This is a genomic window from Microbacterium sp. LEMMJ01 (assembly GCF_002114135.1).
GTDB lineage: Bacteria > Actinomycetota > Actinomycetes > Actinomycetales > Microbacteriaceae > Microbacterium.
In genome coordinates, this window is sequence record NZ_NCTV01000030.1 from 217,121 (window position 1) to 235,620 (window position 18,500).

General features: G+C 70.0%; 19 protein-coding genes and 2 tRNA genes. 7 read left to right on the top strand and 14 right to left on the bottom strand.

The genetic code is table 11. The annotated features are described in order from the left end of the window. From pstA to B7W94_RS09875, 3 genes are all read left to right on the top strand, one after another. The gene (gene pstA / locus B7W94_RS09865) at positions 1 to 1,098 is read left to right on the top strand and encodes a phosphate ABC transporter permease PstA (protein WP_085606226.1); all 1,098 of its coding nucleotides are present in this window, start codon (positions 1 to 3) and stop codon (positions 1,096 to 1,098) included. A 29-nt stretch (positions 1,099 to 1,127) separates the two neighbouring features. Next, positions 1,128 to 1,907 (top strand): phosphate ABC transporter ATP-binding protein PstB, encoded by a 780-nt coding sequence (gene pstB / locus B7W94_RS09870; protein WP_062636281.1) that lies wholly within the window; start codon positions 1,128 to 1,130, stop codon positions 1,905 to 1,907. 381 nt (positions 1,908 to 2,288) lie between these two features. Then, complete coding sequence (locus B7W94_RS09875) at positions 2,289 to 2,882, top strand: hypothetical protein (RefSeq protein ID WP_139833304.1); 594 nt, start codon at positions 2,289 to 2,291, stop codon at positions 2,880 to 2,882. 183 nt (positions 2,883 to 3,065) lie between these two features. Here B7W94_RS09875 and B7W94_RS09880 read toward each other — a convergent pair whose 3' ends face one another. From B7W94_RS09880 to B7W94_RS09900, 5 genes are all read right to left on the bottom strand, one after another. Then, positions 3,066 to 3,950 carry an aminodeoxychorismate lyase gene (locus B7W94_RS09880; protein ID WP_085606230.1) on the bottom strand — a complete coding sequence of 295 codons (885 nt, stop codon included), beginning with the start codon at positions 3,948 to 3,950 and terminating at the stop codon, positions 3,066 to 3,068. Positions 3,951 to 4,121: 171 nt separating this feature from the next. Further along, positions 4,122 to 4,751 carry a hypothetical protein gene (locus B7W94_RS09885; protein ID WP_060923078.1) on the bottom strand — a complete coding sequence of 210 codons (630 nt, stop codon included), beginning with the start codon at positions 4,749 to 4,751 and terminating at the stop codon, positions 4,122 to 4,124. A gap of 29 nt (positions 4,752 to 4,780) precedes the next feature. Further along, positions 4,781 to 5,560 (bottom strand): anti-sigma factor, encoded by a 780-nt coding sequence (locus B7W94_RS09890; RefSeq protein ID WP_085606232.1) that lies wholly within the window; start codon positions 5,558 to 5,560, stop codon positions 4,781 to 4,783. Further along, positions 5,557 to 6,159 carry an ECF RNA polymerase sigma factor SigK gene (gene sigK / locus B7W94_RS09895; protein WP_172400107.1) on the bottom strand — a complete coding sequence of 201 codons (603 nt, stop codon included), beginning with the start codon at positions 6,157 to 6,159 and terminating at the stop codon, positions 5,557 to 5,559. The genes B7W94_RS09890 and sigK overlap by 4 nt, the downstream gene beginning before the upstream one ends. Positions 6,160 to 6,190: 31 nt before the next feature. Beyond that, on the bottom strand, positions 6,191 to 7,903 hold the full coding sequence (locus B7W94_RS09900; protein ID WP_085606234.1) for a cytochrome c biogenesis protein DipZ: 1,713 nt from the start codon (positions 7,901 to 7,903) through the stop codon (positions 6,191 to 6,193). Between the two features lie 167 nt (positions 7,904 to 8,070). On the opposite strand from B7W94_RS09900, the gene B7W94_RS09905 reads away from it, so the two are divergent. Together B7W94_RS09905 and B7W94_RS09910 are read left to right on the top strand one after the other, a co-directional pair. Beyond that, complete coding sequence (locus B7W94_RS09905; protein ID WP_025104285.1) at positions 8,071 to 8,730, top strand: fasciclin domain-containing protein; 660 nt, start codon at positions 8,071 to 8,073, stop codon at positions 8,728 to 8,730. A gap of 135 nt (positions 8,731 to 8,865) precedes the next feature. Then, positions 8,866 to 8,938, top strand: a tRNA-Lys gene (locus B7W94_RS09910). A gap of 8 nt (positions 8,939 to 8,946) precedes the next feature. On the opposite strand, the gene B7W94_RS09915 is transcribed toward B7W94_RS09910, so the two are convergent. Further along, positions 8,947 to 9,411, bottom strand: coding sequence for a hypothetical protein (locus B7W94_RS09915; protein ID WP_085606236.1), 465 nt, complete (start codon positions 9,409 to 9,411; stop codon positions 8,947 to 8,949). 157 nt (positions 9,412 to 9,568) lie between these two features. Between B7W94_RS09915 and B7W94_RS09920 the strand changes: the two genes are divergently transcribed. Continuing rightward, positions 9,569 to 10,114 carry a type 1 glutamine amidotransferase domain-containing protein gene (locus B7W94_RS09920; protein ID WP_025104283.1) on the top strand — a complete coding sequence of 182 codons (546 nt, stop codon included), beginning with the start codon at positions 9,569 to 9,571 and terminating at the stop codon, positions 10,112 to 10,114. Positions 10,115 to 10,117: 3 nt separating this feature from the next. Here the strand turns inward: B7W94_RS09920 and B7W94_RS09925 are convergent, their stop codons facing one another. Beyond that, positions 10,118 to 10,636 (bottom strand): CGNR zinc finger domain-containing protein, encoded by a 519-nt coding sequence (locus B7W94_RS09925; RefSeq protein ID WP_085606238.1) that lies wholly within the window; start codon positions 10,634 to 10,636, stop codon positions 10,118 to 10,120. A 25-nt stretch (positions 10,637 to 10,661) separates the two neighbouring features. Between B7W94_RS09925 and B7W94_RS09930 the strand changes: the two genes are divergently transcribed. Further along, positions 10,662 to 10,880 carry a hypothetical protein gene (locus B7W94_RS09930; RefSeq protein WP_025104281.1) on the top strand — a complete coding sequence of 73 codons (219 nt, stop codon included), beginning with the start codon at positions 10,662 to 10,664 and terminating at the stop codon, positions 10,878 to 10,880. Here the strand turns inward: B7W94_RS09930 and B7W94_RS09935 are convergent. From B7W94_RS09935 to topA, 7 genes are all read right to left on the bottom strand, one after another. Further along, the gene (locus tag B7W94_RS09935) at positions 10,861 to 11,394 is read right to left on the bottom strand and encodes a DUF1697 domain-containing protein (RefSeq protein WP_085606239.1); all 534 of its coding nucleotides are present in this window, start codon (positions 11,392 to 11,394) and stop codon (positions 10,861 to 10,863) included. The genes B7W94_RS09930 and B7W94_RS09935 overlap by 20 nt on opposite strands. Beyond that, on the bottom strand, positions 11,391 to 11,972 hold the full coding sequence (locus B7W94_RS09940; protein ID WP_085606241.1) for an isochorismatase family protein: 582 nt from the start codon (positions 11,970 to 11,972) through the stop codon (positions 11,391 to 11,393). Before B7W94_RS09940 ends, B7W94_RS09935 begins: the two co-directional genes overlap by 4 nt. 78 nt (positions 11,973 to 12,050) lie before the next feature. Next, a tRNA-Thr gene (locus tag B7W94_RS09945) sits at positions 12,051 to 12,123 on the bottom strand. 69 nt (positions 12,124 to 12,192) lie between these two features. Further along, on the bottom strand, positions 12,193 to 13,746 hold the full coding sequence (locus tag B7W94_RS09950) for an alpha/beta hydrolase (protein WP_085606243.1): 1,554 nt from the start codon (positions 13,744 to 13,746) through the stop codon (positions 12,193 to 12,195). Then, positions 13,743 to 14,900: a DNA polymerase III subunit delta' gene (locus B7W94_RS09955; protein WP_025104277.1), complete on the bottom strand. Its 1,158-nt coding sequence runs from the start codon at positions 14,898 to 14,900 to the stop codon at positions 13,743 to 13,745. Before B7W94_RS09955 ends, B7W94_RS09950 begins: the two co-directional genes overlap by 4 nt. A gap of 87 nt (positions 14,901 to 14,987) precedes the next feature. Then, on the bottom strand, positions 14,988 to 15,617 hold the full coding sequence (tmk, locus tag B7W94_RS09960; RefSeq protein ID WP_025104276.1) for a dTMP kinase: 630 nt from the start codon (positions 15,615 to 15,617) through the stop codon (positions 14,988 to 14,990). Continuing rightward, on the bottom strand, positions 15,614 to 18,490 hold the full coding sequence (gene topA, locus B7W94_RS09965; protein ID WP_085606245.1) for a type I DNA topoisomerase: 2,877 nt from the start codon (positions 18,488 to 18,490) through the stop codon (positions 15,614 to 15,616). Before topA ends, tmk begins: the two co-directional genes overlap by 4 nt. Positions 18,491 to 18,500 lie beyond the last annotated feature (10 nt).

Genomic DNA, 18,500 nt, shown 5'->3' on the forward strand with positions numbered 1-18,500 from the left:
ATGACCGCCCTCACCAGCGCTCCGCCCGCCGCGAGCACCACCGCCCTCACCTCCGGCCGCCTGCCGAAGTGGGCTCCATGGGCCCTCCTCGGCGTCTCGTTCGTCGTCTCCGCCGCGGTGTTCGGCGTCGCCGCCGCCGGCTCCGACACCCCGCTCGCCGACTTCAACATCGCGGGCACCGTCGTCGTCGGCATCCTGCTCTACATGGTGATCATCACGGTGATCTCCTCCATCGCGGAGAGCCGTCGCAAGGCCGTCGACCGCCTGATGACCGCCCTCGTCGCCACGGCCTTCCTCATCGCCCTGCTGCCGCTGATCTCCCTGCTGTGGACCGTGGTGGCGAACGGCCTCGAGCGCTTCGACGCCGAGTTCTTCACCTACTCGATGCGCAACGTCGTCGGCGACGGCGGCGGTATTGTGCACGCCATCTGGGGCACGGTCCTCATCACGCTGACGGCCACGATCATCTCGGTCCCGGTCGGTCTGATGACCTCGATCTACCTGGTCGAGTACGGCCGCGGCAAGATCGCCAAGGCCATCACGTTCTTCGTCGACGTGATGACGGGCATCCCCTCGATCGTCGCCGGTCTGTTCATCTACGCGGTGTTCGCCCTCCTGATCCGTCCCGGGATCTCCATGGGCTTCATGGGCGCTCTCGCCCTCGCCGTGCTGATGACGCCTGTCGTGGTGCGCGGCAGCGAGGAGCTGCTCCGGATCGTCCCGAACGAGCTGCGCGAGGCCTCCTACGCCCTGGGCGTGCCGAAGTGGCTCACGATCCTCAAGGTCGTCCTGCCCACCTCGATCGCCGGCATCATGACCTCGGTCATGCTCGCCATCTCCCGCGTGATCGGCGAGACCGCCCCGCTGCTGCTCACCGCCGGCTTCACGCAGAGCCTCAACACGAACATCTTCGACGGCCAGATGATGACCCTCCCGGTGTTCGCCTACAACCAGTACATGAACCAGGGCACGAGCCCGGACGCCGCCGTCGCGCGCGCCTGGGCCGCCGCCCTCACCCTCATCCTCATCGTCATGGTGCTGAACCTGCTCGCCCGCCTGATCGCGAAGCTGTTCGCCCCGAAGGTCAACGGCCGCTGAGCGCCCGACCACTCAGAATAGGAATCCACGTGTCCAAGAGCATCGAAGTCAACGACCTCAACGTCTACTACGGCAACTTCCTCGCGGTCGAAGGCGTCTCCCTCGACATCCAGCCGCGCAGTGTCACGGCCTTCATCGGCCCGTCGGGCTGCGGCAAGTCCACCTTCCTCCGCACCCTGAACCGCATGCACGAGGTGATCCCCGGCGCCCGCGTCGAGGGCGAGGTGCTGCTCGACGGCAAGGACCTCTACGGCGCCGGCGTGGACCCGGTGCTCGTGCGTCGCCAGGTCGGCATGGTGTTCCAGCGGCCGAACCCGTTCCCCACGATGTCGATCAAGGAGAACGTGCTCGCCGGCGTGAAGCTCAACAACAAGCGCATGTCGAAGAGCGAGCAGGACGACCTCGTCGAGAAGTCGCTCACCGGCGCGAACCTGTGGAACGAGGTCAAGGACCGCCTCGACCGTCCTGGTTCCGGGCTCTCGGGCGGCCAGCAGCAGCGTCTCTGCATCGCCCGCGCGATCGCCGTCTCCCCGGAGGTGCTGTTGATGGACGAGCCGTGCTCCGCCCTCGACCCCATCTCGACCTACGCGATCGAGGAGCTGATCGGCGAGCTCAAGAACGAGTTCACGATCGTCATCGTGACGCACAACATGCAGCAGGCGAGCCGGGTCTCCGACAAGACCGCGTTCTTCAACATCGCCGGCACCGGCAAGCCCGGAAAGCTCATCGAGTACGACGACACGACGAACATCTTCACCACCCCGTCGGTGCAGGCCACCGAGGACTACGTCTCCGGCCGTTTCGGCTGACCCGTCCCCCACCCCCGTCCCAGTCCCTCCTGCCCCCGGGCACAACTTCGGAGATGTTCGGCGACACGCCGTCGCCTGGCCTCCCGCCCCGGCGTGTCTCCTTCGATCTCCGAAGCTGCGCACGGGTCGTGACTCCTGCACGGATCGCGAGTGGCGAGGATCGTCCACGGACGGCGGGCTACCGAGTAGTGGCGCGGCCAGTGAGGGCGAGGCGGCGCGAATGATGGCGGGATGTGCACGGGGCCAGGGACGCAGGTGTGGCCGTATGCCGCGCTCCGCGCCCGGCACGGATGACGGCAGATCGAGCGTCAGGTGCGCGGTGGCGCCCTCATCCGGGTCCGGCGCGGGGTCTACGCGACGTCCTCCGCGTGCGGGGAGGTCGTGACCGCCGCCGCTCACGGCGGGGTCCTCGGCTGCGAGTCCGCGGCGCGGCACCTCGGGATCTGGGTGCTGGACGAGCCGGCTCTGCACGTCTGGATGCACCACGACCGCCATCAGTATCCCCACGAGGACTGCGACTGCGTGACGCATTGGGATGCGGCGACATCGGGCAGTGCCTTCGAGCAGCCGGGGGTGCCCCTCGTCCTCCGGCAGATCTACGGCTGCCGCGGGGCGGAGGCGTTCTTCGTCGCTCTGGAGTCCGCCCGGCGGCTCGGACTCATCGATGCGGTCGGGCTGCGCCGTCTCGGTGACCGGCTCGGGCCCGAGGGGCGCGACCTCATCGCCTTCTCGCGGGCCGATGCCGACAGCGGCCTGGAATCCTTGGTGCGAATGAGGATCCGACGCTACGGGTGGCGCGTGCGGACGCAGGTCAGCGTGGTCGGGACGGGCCGGGTGGACCTCCTCATCGATGACTGGCTCATCATCGAGACGGACGGACGCGCCAACCACGAGGAGAGCTCGCTCCGGCACCGCGATCTGGTCCGCGACGCCACTGCCGCCGGCTGGGGCCACGCCACGCTCCGCTTCGACTAAGCGATGGTCCTCCACGACTGGCCCCTCGTCGAGCGCGCCATCGTCGAGACCATGCGTCGCCGCCCCTGATCCCGCCTGGGCCGGGCACAGCTTCGGAGATCATCGACGACACGCCGGTGTCGGGGCGCGGCCTCCGGCGTGTCGTCCGGCATCTCCGAATTCGTGCCCGGGGACCCGGAGGACTCAGTCGCGCGGGGAAAGGAGGTAGGCGTTGAGGTCGTCCGTGAGGGCGGCGTCCACGGCGACCGGCGTGCCGTCGATCGCGGTGATGGCGGTCGCGAGACGCACGCTCGACACGAGCCATGCGGCGTCGGCCCGCGTCAGATCGGCGGCGGGGATGCGGTCGTACCCGACCTCGAAGCCGCGCGCGAGGAGGTGGTCGTAGACGCTGAGCTGCGTGGTGCCATGCAGGATCCCGCCGTTCGGGGCCGAGGTCGTGAAGCGGTCGCCGAAGCGCAGGATGAGGGAGGCCGTCGGAGCCTCCAGCACGAAGCCGTCGCTCGACAGGAAGATCGCGTCGTCGGCTCCGCGGCGCTTGGCCTCGCGCAGGGCCGCCATGTTCACGGCGTAGGACAGCGTCTTCGCTCCGAGCAGCAGCCAGGGCGCCCGTTCCGCTGCGCCGAGGTCGTATCCGCGGTCGAGGGTGACGACCTTGACACCGTTCCGCCGTACGGCCGCGAAGTCCGCCGCCGGAGCCGCCGTGACCCAGGCGGTCGGCGTCGGCCCGTGCTCGACGCCGCGACTGAGGATCAGCTTGATGACCGACTCCCCCGCCCCGAGCTGTGCGGCGGCCTGCTGGATCGCCCGCCGCCACTGCTCCTGGTTCGGCACCGGGAGGTCGCAGAGTCGCGCCGAATGCGCAAGGCGTTCCAGATGCGGGACGACCTCCTGCGCATGTCCGTCGACGACCCCGATGGACTCGAACACGCCGTCGCCCCGTTGCGTGCTCAGCTCGCCGACACTGAGGGCGGGGGCCGCGGCGTCCACCTGCGTGAACGTGTCGGCGTAGTCGGCACGCTGCTCGTCGGCGGCGACGGGATCGATCATGAGGGCGAAGCGACGGGTCATGTCACCGAGCCTAGGCCGCCGGGAATACCCACCGCGTCCTCGCGTTACACTGGAGTGGCCGGGCCGCATAACCCCGGGCTCCAATTTTCGCCGCTGCGAGCGGCCTTCCGCCGAGAGGCGTTCTTGCGGCCCGGTCTTTCTCTGTCCGGACGCCGGCCCGCCCGCTCGGACTCAGGCCAGGGCGCCGGTGCGCCACAGGGCCGCCGACGCCGCGAGGTCCTGGGCATAGCTGCTCAGCCGCAGCGCCCGCGTGGTGAGCTCGCTCGCCCGAGCGGGCTCCGTGGGCTCGTAGTCGTCGGCGGTGTGCGTCGCCCCCGAGGCCTGGACGCGGCAGAACGCCGCCGCCCGCTCCAGCGCCACGGCGAAGTCGCCGCGGAAGGCGCCGCGCAGGATCGTGTCGATGAGCGCGACGAGCTCGTCCGGGCTCGCCGGCACGGGCGCCCCGGCGACCACGGCGTCGGCCGACGGCAGCTCGACCCGTCCCCGGTCGTAGAGCAGGGCCGCGGTACGCGGATCGCCGTGGATCGCGAGCTGGAGCACGTACAGCCGCCACAGCGACCCGGGGAGGGTGCGCGACGGCGCCTTCGACCACAGCTCCGCGATCTCGTCGATGCCGTGCTCGCTCGTGAAGGCGATCAGCCGCTCGACGCTCGCCCCGCTCTCGTCCTCGCGGACGCGGGTCAGCAACGCGGAGGCGGTGGCGTGTGCGACACGCGTCTCCTCGGCGGGATCATGGGCGCCGACGATGTTGTCGAACGCGCTCGTCGGACGACGCACGGGGCGGTGGTGCTGCTCGGGCATCCCTCCAGGGTACGCCCCGCCTCCGACGCTCAGGCCGTCGGGATGACGATCACCGGGTCGGTCGTGGGGAGCCCGGACGGCGATCCGCCCTCCTGCTCGACCGTCACCGCGATGGCGTCGCCCGCCTGCATCTCGCCCTCGAGGAGCGCGGTGGCCTCTTCGTCGTCGACGTCGAAAACACCCGCGGCGATGGGATCCTCCCCGCGCACGAACCACAGCTCATAGGTCTTGCCGTCCGCCAGCTCGGGCAGTCCGTCCGTGACGAGCACGGCCTTGCCGACCGAGCCCGACCAGTGCGCCGTCGCCGTCGCGCCGTCGTCGAGCTCGACCGTCGCCTTCTGCGCGTCGCCCGCGGATTCGATCTCCTGCAGCGCGACGACGCTCGCCGGGCGGTTCAGCTGGTCGTTCAGAGCGACCGCACCGATCCCGACGCCCACGAGGAGCGCGAGGCATGCGGCGAGCGCGAAAGCGAGCCGGGTCCAGCGGCGAGCCGGAGCGGGAGCGGCGGCACCGGAGGCAGGGCTCTCGTCCGCGGGTCCGTCGGGCTCGCCCGAGTCGGACGAGGATTCCGCGGCGCCGCCCTGCGGAGTCTGGGCGATCTGCGCGAGCAGAGCCGCACGGATACCGGCGGGCGGAGCTACCGGGGCCACGCCGTCGGCGAGGAGAGCGCCCGTCTGGGCGTCGGTGTCGTCCTGCGCCGCCCACTCCGGGTGCTCGGCGAGGGCACGGCGGTACCGGCGCTCGTCGTCCGCCGAGAGCGCGTGGAGCGCGGCACCTGCCGCGAGTTCCGCGAAGTCCTTCTCGTTCATGCCGTCACCCCCATCGCCGTGCGGAGCCGGGTCAGCCCGTCTCTCATCCGTGTCTTGATCGTGCCCAGCGGTGCTCCCACGAGCGCCGCGATCTCGTTCTGACTGTAACCGCCGTAGTAGGCGAGGACGAGCGCCTCCCGCTGCGCCTCCGGAAGCCCCGCCAGCGCCGCGACGACCCGCTCTCCCTCGATCCCCAGCTCCACCCGTTCCGCCACGCTGTCGTGCGCGACGCCGAGGTCCTTGAAGCCCGCGCGTACGTCCCGGTCCGCACTCGACTGCGAAGCCCGCACCCGATCCACGGCCCGGCGATGCGCGATGGTCATCACCCAGGTTCGTCCCTGTCCCTTGTTCGGAGCGAACCGGGAAGCGGATTGCCAGATCTCGAGGAACACCTCCTGCAGCACTTCCTCGCTCTGCGCGCGGTTCACGAGGACGCGCAGGATGAGGCCGAACACACGGGAGGAGAGGGAGTCGTACAGCGCAGCGAAGGCAGCCTGATCACCGGAGGCGACGCGGACGAGGAGGTCGGCGACAGCATCCTGCGGCGCCGTCCCGTCCTCGGGGACGTCCATCCCATCGATGACCATCTCCATAAGCATGCCGTATCTCCTCCCTCTTCCCGTGCAGACGTCACCCGAATGTGAACGAATACACCTCGACGCCGGTGGGGACCTCGAGCGTGAACGTGCCCTTCTCGATGTCGTCCTGCTCGAGCAGGCCGTAGGAGCGTGGCGTCCCGTCGATCCGGATCGTCTGCGCGTTCCCGTCGGCGTCGGTGACCACCACCTCGCCCGACCCCGCGACGACCATGCGCACCTCGGCCGCGCGATACTGCAGCCGGATCCGCGCGTCCTCAGCGGTCGGCGTGACGTACTGCGTGTCCACGGTCCAGTCGCCGTCCAGCGCGAAGCTGTCGTCGGGCTGGTCATCGGGGAAGCGGAAGCTGCCGTCGCCGCGGCGGTACTCGTCGCCGCCGCCGTAGTTGACGTCCTTGGAGGAGCCGAGGAAGGTCTCCCGGGTCGTGGCTCCCACCTCAGGGGTCTCGTCCTTCACGTCCGTGGCGGCGGGCAGCTCGACGTCGGGGTCGGCGTCCTGCAGCAGCTCCCGGATCATCGCCTCGGTGGCGGCGTAGTTGCCCTCGCCGAAGGAGATGTGGCGGACGGTCCCCTCCGCGTCGATGAGGTAGTGCGCGGGCCAGTACCGGTTGCGGTAGTTGGTCCAGGTGGAGAGGGTGTTGTCGAGAGCGACCGGGTACTCGATGCCGAAGTCGCGCGCGCCCGCCGCGACGTTCCCCGGATCCTTCTCGAACGCATACTCGGGCGAGTGGATGCCGATCACCTGCAGCCCCGCGTCCCGGTAGGCCTCGTCCCAGGCCACGACGTGCGGGATGGAGCGCTGGCAGTTGATGCAGGAGTACGCCCAGAAGTCGATGAGGACCACCTGTCCGCGCAGGTCTTTCAGGTCGATCGCCTCCCCGTCCGGGGTGTTGAGCCACTGCTGGATCCCCTTGATGGAGGGCGCCGTCCCGCAGGACTCCAGCTCGGTCGCGCCGTTCGTGCACTTGTCGAGGTCCTTGTTCTCCTCGTTCACCAGGCCGCCGAGGTCGAGGGCGTCCTGCACCTGCTCGGAGTCGGCGATCTGCTCCTGCAGCGGCGCGGTGTAGTCCGGGAGCAGACGCTGCAGCGCCTGCGGCACGTTGAAGACGAGTCCCACGGCGAGGGCGATCATCGCCACGCCGGCGGCGATCCGCAGCGCGCGCTCCTTCGTCCGGAAGGCCCGGATGCGCTCGATGACGCTGCGACCCGCGAGTGCGAAGACCAGCAGCGGCACCGCGACGCCGATCGCGAAGGAGACGGTGAGGAGCACGGTGCCCACGCCGATCCGCCCCGTGGAGCCGGCGACGATGATGGCCGCGAGGACCGGGCCCGCGCAGGGGACGAACACGGCCCCGAGAGCGAGGCCGACGCCGAAGCCGTTGCCGCGGTTCTTCACCTCGCGCTGTCCGAAGCGCTGGAACGGCCGCTCCAGGATGTGCTGGAACCGTGGCACGATGAGCCCCACCCCGATGACGACCAGCACGGCGATGCCGACCCAGCGGATGATGTCCTGCGGCAGGTTCAGCAGGCCCAGCAGGAGCGACCCGGCGAGCGTCACGAGCGTGAAGCTCAGCACGAGGCCGGCGATGACGAAGTAGGGGCGGCTGCGCTTCGCCGGCACCGCCTCCCCCTCGTAGGACGCCGACTGGGCACCGCCGGTGAGGAAGATCACCGGGAGCACGGGCAGGATGCACGGCGAGATGCCGGTGATGAGCCCGCCGAGCAGGCCGATGATGATCAGGTCCATGAGGTCCTCGTCTCTGTCGGGTGCTGTTCGCGCCGACCCCCCGCAGCGGATTGGATCGGATCCGATTTCGGAGAATCTCGAAATTCCTCCCATCCGATCCGCAGAGGCTTCCGAACAGCCCTCGACGCCACGGAGAGGCCGTGGCCGGAGTTTCGAAGGAGCTCGACATGTTCAGCACCAAGAAGAAGGTCACCGCAGCAGTCACCCTGGGTCTGGCGAGCGCATTCCTGCTCTCGGCATGTTCCATGGGCAGCGGAACGAGCACGGAGGAGTCGTCGGAGCCGACGACGCCGGAGACGTCGGAGTCGACGCCGATGGAGATGGACCCCGCGGCGAACCTCGTCGGCCCGGGCTGCGCGGCGTACGCGGAAGAGGTCCCGGACGGCGCCGGTTCCATCCAGGGCATGTCCCAGGACCCGGTGGCGGTCGCCGCCTCGAACAACCCCATGCTGACGACGCTCGTGTCGGCGGTGAGCGGTGAGCTGAACCCCGACGTGAACCTCGTCGACACGCTCAACGGCGACGAGTTCACCGTGTTCGCGCCGGTCGACGACGCCTTCGCGAAGATCGACCCCGCGACCATCGAGACGCTGAAGACCGACAGCGACCTGCTGACCTCGATCCTCACGTACCACGTGGTCCCCGGCCAGATCGAGCCGTCCGACATCGAGGGCATGCACACCACCGTCCAGGGCGCCGACCTCGAGGTGACCGGCAGCGGTGACGAGTGGATGGTCAACGACGCCAACGTCATCTGCGGCGGCGTGCAGACCGCGAACGCGACCGTGTACCTCATCGACACGGTCCTGATGCCCCCGGCTGAGTAAGCCAGGGACGGTGCCGGCGACCCGACCGGCACACGGCCTCCCCTGTTGTCAGGAGGGACACGGGGCAGGTGAAGGGGCCGTCGGCGGCTGTGGCGCCGACGGCCCCTCGTCGTGCGCCCCCTAGACTGGGAGCACGGGCCTCTAGCTCAGTTGGCAGAGCATCGGACTTTTAATCCGCGGGTCGTGGGTTCGAGCCCCACGGGGCCCACCGCATCCTCAGTCGTCGCCGCCGACGTTCCCGGCGAGCAGGTCGTCGCGGATCCCCGCGACGCCGTCCGGCAGCGTCTCGCCGTGCATCACGAAGTCCGGGGCCTCCGGGCTTCCCCCGATGCCGCAGACGGCGACGTTGTCCTGACCGTCGATCGACTCCGGGACGGCGACGAACCACACCGCCGACCCCTCCAGCCACTCCGTGGTCGCCATGTCGGCGAAGAACGTCGCATCCGGCGAGATCGAGCGGATCTTCTCGGTGCAGAGCGACACGAGCTGCCCCTTCGCGAAGGCGCCGGCAGCCGGCGGCGAAGACGTCTCCGTGGGCGTCGGGGCCGTGGTCGGGACGGGCGAGGACGACGGCGTCTCCGAGGGGGCGGAGGTCACGGTCGGTGTCGGTTCCGGAGCCGGCGTGCAGCCGGCGAGGACGAACAGCACCGGCAGGAGGAGGAGAGCAGGGCGGAGGCGCATGTCTGGATCGTATCGAGTCGCCGATGCCATTCCCGCCAGCGCGGCCGCCCTGTATCACCGTCGTCCACGGCTGGCCACCCCCTGGCGGCGCCCGGAGCCCTGCGAGAGGGTCGAGGAGTCCCCGGAACAGGGCGACTTCCTACCGAAAGGACGGACCATGACTCTCACCGGAAACCGCGTGGCATTCCTGGCGACGGACGGCTTCGAGGACAGCGAGCTCACGAGCCCCTGGGAGGCGGTGACGACGGAAGGCGCGAGCGCCACGCTCATCGCCCCGGACGGAGCAGCGATCACCGGGAAGAACGGCCACGAACAGGCCGTCGACCTGAAGGCCGCGGACGCCAGCGCCGACCAGTTCGACGCGCTCGTGCTGCCGGGCGGCGTGGTGAACGCCGACCACCTCCGCATGGATCAGGCCTCCATCGACCTGGCCCGCGCGTTCTTCGAGCAGCACAAGCCCGTGGGCGTGATCTGCCACGGCGCCTGGATCCTCATCGAGGCCGGTGTCGTCGACGGGCGGACCATCACGAGCTACCCGAGCCTGAAGACCGACCTCCGCAACGCCGGCGCGAGCTGGGTGGACGAGGAGGTCGTGGTCGACGAGGGTCTCGTGTCGAGCCGCACCCCCGATGACCTCCCGGCGTTCAACGCCAAGCTCGTCGAGGAGATCGGCGAGGGCAAGCACGCAGGGCAGACCGCCTGACCCTCAGCTGACCCGCGCCCGATGGCGCCGCACGGCCGCCCGGTTCGCGCACCTCACGGAGCAGAACCGCTGGCGGCCGTTGCGCGTCACGTCCGCGACGACGTTGGTGCACGGCGGCGCGTCACAGCGCCCGAGTCGGTTCATCCCCCGGGTCACGAGGTGCAGCGCCGTGCCGAGGTTGATGATCGCGCGCAGCACGAAGGGCAGCGAGCGCACGTCGTCCCGGTAGTGCAGGTGCCAGCCCTCGTCATCGTGATTGGTGAGCCGCGGATAGGCACCCGCGGTGGCGAGCTGATCGTTGAGCAGGGCGGCCCGCGCATCGGGGTCCTCCTCATCCACGATGGCCAGCCAGTCGTCGATCACGGCGCGCACCTGCGCGTGGTCGTCGGGGGCCGGCGGAAACGTCTGCGTCATCCCGAGCGCGAGCGATCGCTCCTCGATGCCCGCGCGATCGGCCGGCCAGTCGTTCGCGAGGGAGGCGGCGAGGAGCACCGCGTACTCACCGTAAGGGTTGAGATGCATAAGACCATTACATCACGCTGGTCCCATGACCTCCTCCGACACCCTCCCGATCCCCCGGCTCGCCTCCGCCGACGACATCCACGAGCACGCCTGGCTCGTGGAGTCGCGTCACCCCACCAGCGAGGGCGTCGTCGTCTACGTCCGGTGCGCGGGCTGCGACTCCCGCCGGGTCGACCTCGCCACGCATACCCCGATGCCGCCGACCGCGCTGAGCCGGGCCGTGGTCACGCCGTCAGCGCGATGAGCTTCCGCACGCTGCGGAGGTTGCGCGCCGTACCGGGAACGCCGAGCGCCCGGTCCAGGACGGCCTTCGTGAGCTTCGTCGTGTGCACCCCGCCGGGGGCGTAGTCGATCCACAGATCGTGTCCGACCAGGGCGAGACGCTCCCCCGGGACGAGGCGCTCGTGCAGCGCCTCGAGGGCGCCCGCGGCGGGAGCGCCCTCGAGGAACATCGCGTGCACGAGCTTCAGCTCCCCCTCCGGGAAGGGCTGGGCCGCTTCGGACTCGGCGAGCTCGGTGTGCGTGCGGTGGATCACCGGAGTGTCGACGCCGAACTCCGCCGCGATGAGCGCACGGATCGACGCGCAGGCCGCCGCGGGTTCCCGCGGCGTCGCGCAGAGGATGTTGCCGCTCGCGATGTAGGTGGAGACGTCCTCCAGGTCGGTCGCGGCGGCGAGCACCTCCCGCAACCGCGCCATCGGCACGCGGTTGCGTCCGCTGACGTTGACCGCGCGGAGGAGGAGGACGCTGCGGCTCACGCCTCCGAGCTCTCGACGAGCTCGGCACCGGCGTGCGCGAGCTCGGCGAGGGCCGCGGCACTGGATTCGGGCGCGACTCCGGCGACCAGGTCGGTGAGGACGCGGACGTGGACGCCGTGGGCGATCGCATCGAGTGCGGAGGCACGGACGCAGTGGTCCGTGGCGATGCCGACGACGTCGGCCGTCACGACGCCGGCCGCGCTCAGCACCGCGGCGACCGTCGCCCCGTCGTCGGTCACCCCCTCGAACATCGAGTAGGCCGGACGGCCCTGTCCCTTGCGCATGTGATGGGTGACGCCGTCGGTCACGAGCAGCGGGTCGTAGTCGGCTCCGGCCGTGCCGGCGACGCAGTGCACGGGCCAGGAGTCGGTGTAGTCCGGGATCGTGGAGAAGTGGCCGCCGTTGTCGCCGTCGGGATCGTGCCAGTCCCGGGAGGCCACGACGACCTCGTAGTCGTCGGCGTGGGACGCGAGGTAGGCGGAGACGGCGGCGGCCACCGCGTCACCGCCCGCAACCGCGAGGGCACCGCCCTCGGTGAAGTCGTTCTGCACGTCGACGATGAGAAGCGCTCTGCTCATGCTCCGAGCGTACGCCCCGCGGCCGGGCCCGGAGACGGGGAAACCCCCGGGACCACGAGGGTTCCGGGGGTTTTCCTGAGCCGCTTGTCAGAATCGAACTGACGACCTTTTCATTACGAGTGAAATGCTCTGCCGACTGAGCTAAAGCGGCGTGCGACGCGTGAGCGGCGCGATCACCGATATTACCCTGTCTCGCGCTCGCTCGCGAATCGAGGCTCTCTCACTCGCAGCGCAGGCCGTCTTCCGGCACCACGTCTTCGAGGAGGAACGCCTCCACCGCCTCGTCGACGCAGACGTTGCCCTTGTTGTAGCCGGTGTGGCCCTCACCCACGCGGGTGATGAGGACGCCCTCGGAGAGCTGGTCGGCGAGCGACTCCGACCACTCGTACGGGGTCGCGGGATCGTTGGTCGTGCCGACGACGACGATGGGACCCGCGCCTTCCGCGGTGATCTTCTCGCGGGTGCCGGTGGGCGGATACGGCCACACCTCGCACGGGTCCGGTCCCGACCAGTACGGCGCGATGGTCGGCGCCCCGTCCGCGATCTTCTTCTCCGTGGCCGCCTCGGCCGCAGGGTCGTCCTCGACCGGGTAGTCCATGCAGTTGTACGCGCGGAAGGCCTCGGTCGAGTTGTCGATGTAGGTGCCGTTCTCCCGGCCGTTGTAGAAGTCGGCGAGGCGGAAGGCCGTCGACGGGTCACCCTGCAGCGCCTCGTCCAGGGCCTGGGTGAGGATCTCCCAGCTGTCCTCCGAGTACAGCGCCGCGATGATCGCCGTCATCAGGGCGTCGGCGCCCATGAGCCGGCCGTCACCGTTCTTCAACGGCGTGCGATCCGCGCTCGCGAGCAGGGCGCCGAGATCGGCCATCGCCTCGTCGACCGTCCCGCTGAAGGGGCACGAGCCGGAGTCGAGGCAGTTCTGCATGTAGGCCCGCAGGGCCGACTCGAAGCCGAGCGCCTGCGTGGCACCGACCTCGAGACCGGGGACGGAGGGATCGATCGCCCCGTCGAGCACGAGCCGCCCGGCCTTCTCCGGGTAGAGCTTGGCGTAGGTCGCGCCGAGGAACGTGCCGTACGAGTACCCGAGGTAGTTGAGCTCCTTGTCGCCGAGGACGGCGCGGAGGAGGTCCATGTCGCGGGCGGCGTTGACCGTGGTGATGTACGGGAGGATGCCCCCGCTGTTGGCGTCGCACGCCTCTCCGAAGCCGCGGGCGGAATCGAGCAGCTCGGTCTCCCACTCCGGGGTGCCCCGCGGCGCGGATGGGATGCCGTAGAGGTACTCGTCCATCTCCTTCGCGTCGTAGCAGGTGACGGCGGTGGAGGCGCCGACCCCGCGTGGGTCGAAGCCGATGACGTCGTAGTTCTCGATGAGCGCCGGACCCACCGCGTAGTCGAGGCTTCCCTGGATGAGGTCGACGCCGCTGGAACCGGGGCCACCGGGGTTCGTGAGCAGCGAGCCGATCGCCTCGCCCTCGGCCCGATGCCGCACGACGGCGAGCTCGATCTCTCCCGCTCCCGGGTCTTCCCAGTCGAGCGGCGCGGTGACGGTCGTGCAGTCGAAGCCCGGACCGCACTCGGTCCAGTCCAGCCCCTGGGAGTAGAAGGGAAGCAGATCTTCCGCGACACCCTCGGTGTCCGGGGTCTTCTCCACGGCCGGCTTCGAGGACTGCTCCGGGATCATGGCGTAGAGGCACCCGGAGAGCACGACCGAGGCGGCGGCCAGACCGGCGATGAGCGCCGCGGAGCGACGGAGGCGGGGCAGGGATCGAGTCTTCACGGTTTCCTCCCGCTCGTGACGGTCACGAGCAAACTCTCGAGTGCGAGCAGCGGGGCGACGTTGCGCTCCAGCGCCTCACGGGTCTCGGCCAGGTGGTCGAGCACGACGAGCGTACGCTCGACGCTCCAGGCGGCGGCGAGGGCGGCCAGCTCGGCGTGCAGCTCGCGATTGATGAGATCGTCACCGCGGCCGTACTGCAGCATCACGACATCGCGGAAGAGCGACTGCAGATCCGTGAGGACCCGGTCGATGCCGTCCCGCAGACTCCGCGTCGCCCGCTTCTTCTGTTCGTCCTCCAGCGCGGACACCTGGGCCCGCAGCGCCGGAGGCACGGCCTGTCCCTCGGCGACACCGACGGTGCGCAGGAGCGCGGCACGTTCGGCCGCATCCCGCTCGGCCGTGAGCGCCTTGGCGTCTTCCGTCGCCGCCTGGATGATGCGCCCGGCGACCTCGACCGCGTCGTTGACCCCACGCACGCCCATCACGGCGCGGAGCGTCTCGTCGCGGCGTCGCCGGGCGGCGTCGTCGGTGGCGAGTCGCTGGGCCATGCCGATGTGGCGCTGCGCGTGTCGGGCGGCCTGCTCGGCGACGGCCTCGTCCACCCCCGTGCGGAGGCTGATGAGGCGGGACACGTCCGCCACGTCGGGTTCGCGGAGTCTGAGCGACCGCACGCGTGACCGGATGGTCGGGAGGAGGTCGGCTTCACTCGGCGCGCAGAGGATCCATACGGTCTGCTCCGGCGGCTCCTCCAGCGCCTTGAGCAGCACGTTCGAGGTGCGCTCGACCATCCGGTCGGCGTCTTCGACGACGATGACCCGGTAGCGACCGGCGGACGGGGCGAAGTAGGAGCGCTCGACGAGGGCCCGTGCTTCGGCGATGGTGATGATCACCTTGTCGGTGCGCAGCGCCGTCACATCGGGGTGGGTGCCGGCGAGGACCTGGCGCATCGTGGCCTCGTCGTCGGGCCCCTCGGCGATGAGCGCCGCGGCGAAGGCATAGGCGAGCGTCGAGCGTCCGGATCCCGGAGGGCCCGTGATCAACCAGGCGTGCGAGAGCGCGGCCGGATCGGCCGAGGCGGCGCGCAACGTCTCGACGGCGGCCTCCTGCCCCCAGACATCGGCCCAGGGAAACGGCGGGGCGAGGGTCGAGGGCATGCACTCAGCCTAATCGGGACCGCCGACGCTCCCACCACCCGCTGACGGGCCGTGCGTCCCGTCGGACGAAGCCCTCTCTGTGGAGGATCAGTCGAAGAGCGCCGAGACGCGGGCGCGGATGCGATCGGCGATGCGCTCGGGCGACGCCGCGGCGTCGATCACGAGGAACCGGGCGGGCTCCGCACGGGCCAGTTCGAGGTAGGCGTCGCGCACACGGGCGTGGAAGGCCTCCTTCTCGGCCTCCAGCCGGTCGAACGGCTTGTCGGCCGAATCGAGGCGGGTGCGCGCGGTGGCCGGATCAAGATCGAGGAGCACGGTGAGATCCGGAAGAGCACCCTCCGCAGCCCACAGTGAGAGGTCGCGGATCTCCGTGGCGTCGAGGACGCGTCCGGCGCCCTGGTACGCCACCGAGGAGTCGAGATAGCGGTCCTGCAGCACGATCTCGCCGCGAGCGAGCGCGGGGCGCACCACCGTCGCGACGTGGTGCGCGCGGTCGGCGGCGTAGAGCAGCGCCTCCGCGCGCGGCGCGATGTCACCGCGGTGGTGGAGCACGATGTCTCGGATGAGCTGCCCGACCTCGGAGCCGCCCGGCTCCCGGGTGCGCACGACCGTCCGACCGCTCTGCTCGAGCCACGTGGCGAGGAGGTTCGACTGGGTCGTCTTCCCGGAGCCGTCCCCGCCCTCCAGCGTGATCCAGAGGCCGGGGCCTGCGGTCACGAGTCCGCCTTCTCTGCCGCCTTCGCCGCCGCGTTCGCGGCCCGGGTCGCCGCTGCCTTCTTGGCCGCCGCCGAGCGGGCTGCCGACGTGGTCGACGTCTTCGCCGCCGTGGACTTCTTCGCCGTGGAGGCCTTCGCCGACGTCTTCTTCGCCGGCGCCTTCTTGGCCGGAGCCTTCTTCGCGGGAGCCTTCTTCGCCGCTCCCCGCTTGGGTGCCGGACCCTTGGCGCGCTTGTCCGCGAGCATCTGCACGGCGATCTCGAACGTGATGTCGTCCGGGGTCTGTCCGCGCGGGATGGTGACGTTCGTCTCACCGTCGGTGACGTACGGGCCGAAGCGGCCGTCGCGCACGCGGATGGGCTTGCCGCTCACCGGGTCGGCGTCGAACTCCGCCAGCGCGCTCGACGCCCGGCGGGCGCCGTACTTGGGCTGCTGGTAGATCTCCAGCGCCTGTTCCAGCGTGACGTCGAAGATCTGCGACTCGCTCTCCAGCGACCGGGAGTCGGCACCCTTCTTCAGGTACGGACCGAAGCGGCCGTTCTGCGCGGTGATCTCGTCGCCCGACTCCGGGTCGACGCCGACCACGCGCGGCAGGCTCAGCAGCTGCAGCGCGGTGTCGAGGTCGATCGTGTCGACCGACATCGAGCGGAACAGCGAGGCGGTGCGGGGCTTGGGCGCCGCTTCCTTCTTCGCACCGCGCTTCCCCTTCGCGCTGGGTGCCTGAGCCTGTCGAAGGTCGACGACCTCGCCGGTGGCCTCATCGACGACGGCGTCGTCGGAGACCGGATCGTTCTCCTGCACGTAGGGGCCGAAGCGTCCGTCCTTGACGACGACGACCTTGCCGTTCTCCGGGTTCACCCCGAGGACACGGTCGCCGGCGACCGGCGCGTCGATGAGCTCCTGGGCCTTCTCCGCCGTGAGCTCGTCGGGCGCGAGATCTTCGGGGACGTTGACGATGCGCGGCTTGGCCTCCGGATCCTTCGGGTCCGTCACCTCGAGGTAGGGGCCGTACTTGCCGAAGCGCAGCGTCGCGGTGTCGGTGATCCGCGTCGAGTTCAGCGCGCGGGCGTCGATCTCGCCGAGGTTGTCGACGACCTGGCGCAGACCCACGTGCGAGTCGGAGCCGAAGTAGAACGACTTCAGCCACTCGACACGGTTCTGCTCGCCGCGGGCGATGGTGTCGAGGTCGTCCTCGAGCGCCGCGGTGAAGTCGTAGTCGACGAGCTCGGCGAAGTGCTCCTCGAGCAGACGCACCACGCTGAACGCGAGCCACGTCGGCACGAGGGCCTGGCCGCGCTTGACCGCGTACCCGCGATCGAGGATGGTCTCCGGGATCGTGGCGAAGGTCGAGGGTCGGCCGATGCCCTTCTCCTCGAGCACCTTCACCAGCGAGGCCTCGGTGTAGCGCGGCTTCGGCGTGGTGCGGTGACCCTTCGCCTCCGCGGCGGACACGGCCAGCTCGTCGCCGACGGAGACGGCGGGCAGGGACTGGTTCTCCGCGGCGTCGGCGTCGCTGCGCTTCTCGTCGCGACCCTCCTCGTACGCCTCGAGGAAGCCCTTGAACGTGTAGACCGTGCCGGAGGCGGTGAACTCCGCCGTCTGGCCGTCCGCCTCGACCGCGATGGTGACGGTCGTCGTCTCGTACTTGGCGTCCGACATCTGGCTCGCGACGGTGCGCTTCCAGATCAGGTCGTACAGCCGCTGCTCCTCGCGGTCGAGCTCGCCGGACAGCGAGGACGGCGTGCGGAAGTTCTCCCCCGACGGGCGGATCGCCTCGTGCGCCTCCTGGGCGTTCTTGCTCTTCGACTTGTAGACGCGCGGCTTGAGCGGCACCGCATTGTCGCCGTAGAGAGCCACGGCCTGACTCCGGGCCGCCTGCACCGCCTGGGTGCTCAGCGCCGTGGAGTCGGTACGCATATAGGTGATGTACCCCTTCTCGTAGAGGCGCTGGGCGACGCTCATCGCCTGCTTCGCGCTCATCGAGAGCTTGCGGCCCGCCTCCTGCTGCATGGTGGAGGTCGTGAAGGGCGCGTAGGGGCTGCGGGTTCCCGGCTTGGCCTCGACCTTGGTGACGGTTCCCGCCCCGGCGGCGTCGACGGCGCGCGCAAGGGCCGCCGCCTTCGCCTCGTCGAGGACCACGACCGCCTTCTTGAGCTTCCCGGTGTCGTCGAAGTCGGAGCCGCGGGCGAGCTGGCCGCCGTCCACGCGCACCAGGCGGATGCGGAAGGACGTGCCGGTCGCGGCCGCGTCGGCGTCCACGTCCCAGTACTCCGCGGAGACGAAGGCCATGCGCTCGCGCTCGCGGTCGACGATCAGGCGGGTCGCGGCGGACTGCACGCGGCCGGCCGAGATCCCGGTCTTGACCTTGTACCAGAGCACGGGCGAGACGTCCCACCCGTAGAGGCGGTCGAGGATGCGGCGGGTCTCCTGCGCATCGACGAGGGCGTGGTCGAGTTCACGGGTGTTGCCGACAGCGGCCTGGATCGCGTCTTTGGTGATCTCGTGGAAGACCATGCGCTTGACCGGCACCTTGGGCTTGAGCGTCTCCAGCAGGTGCCAGGCGATGGCCTCGCCCTCGCGGTCCTCATCAGTGGCGAGCAGGACCTCATCCGCGTGCTTGAGCGCGCGCTTGAGCTCGGCGACCGTCTTGGTCTTGCGGTCCGACACCACGTAGTAAGGGTCGAAGCCGTTGTCGATGTCGATGGAGTACTTGCCGTACGCCTTCTTGTCCTCGGCCGGGATGTCCTTCTTGTCGGCGAGATCGCGGATGTGGCCGACGGAGCTGAGCACCTCGTAACCGTCGCCGAGGTATCCCTGAATAGACCGCATCTTCGTCGGGGACTCGACGATGACGAGCTTCTTGCCTTCAGCCAAGGGGCGTCCT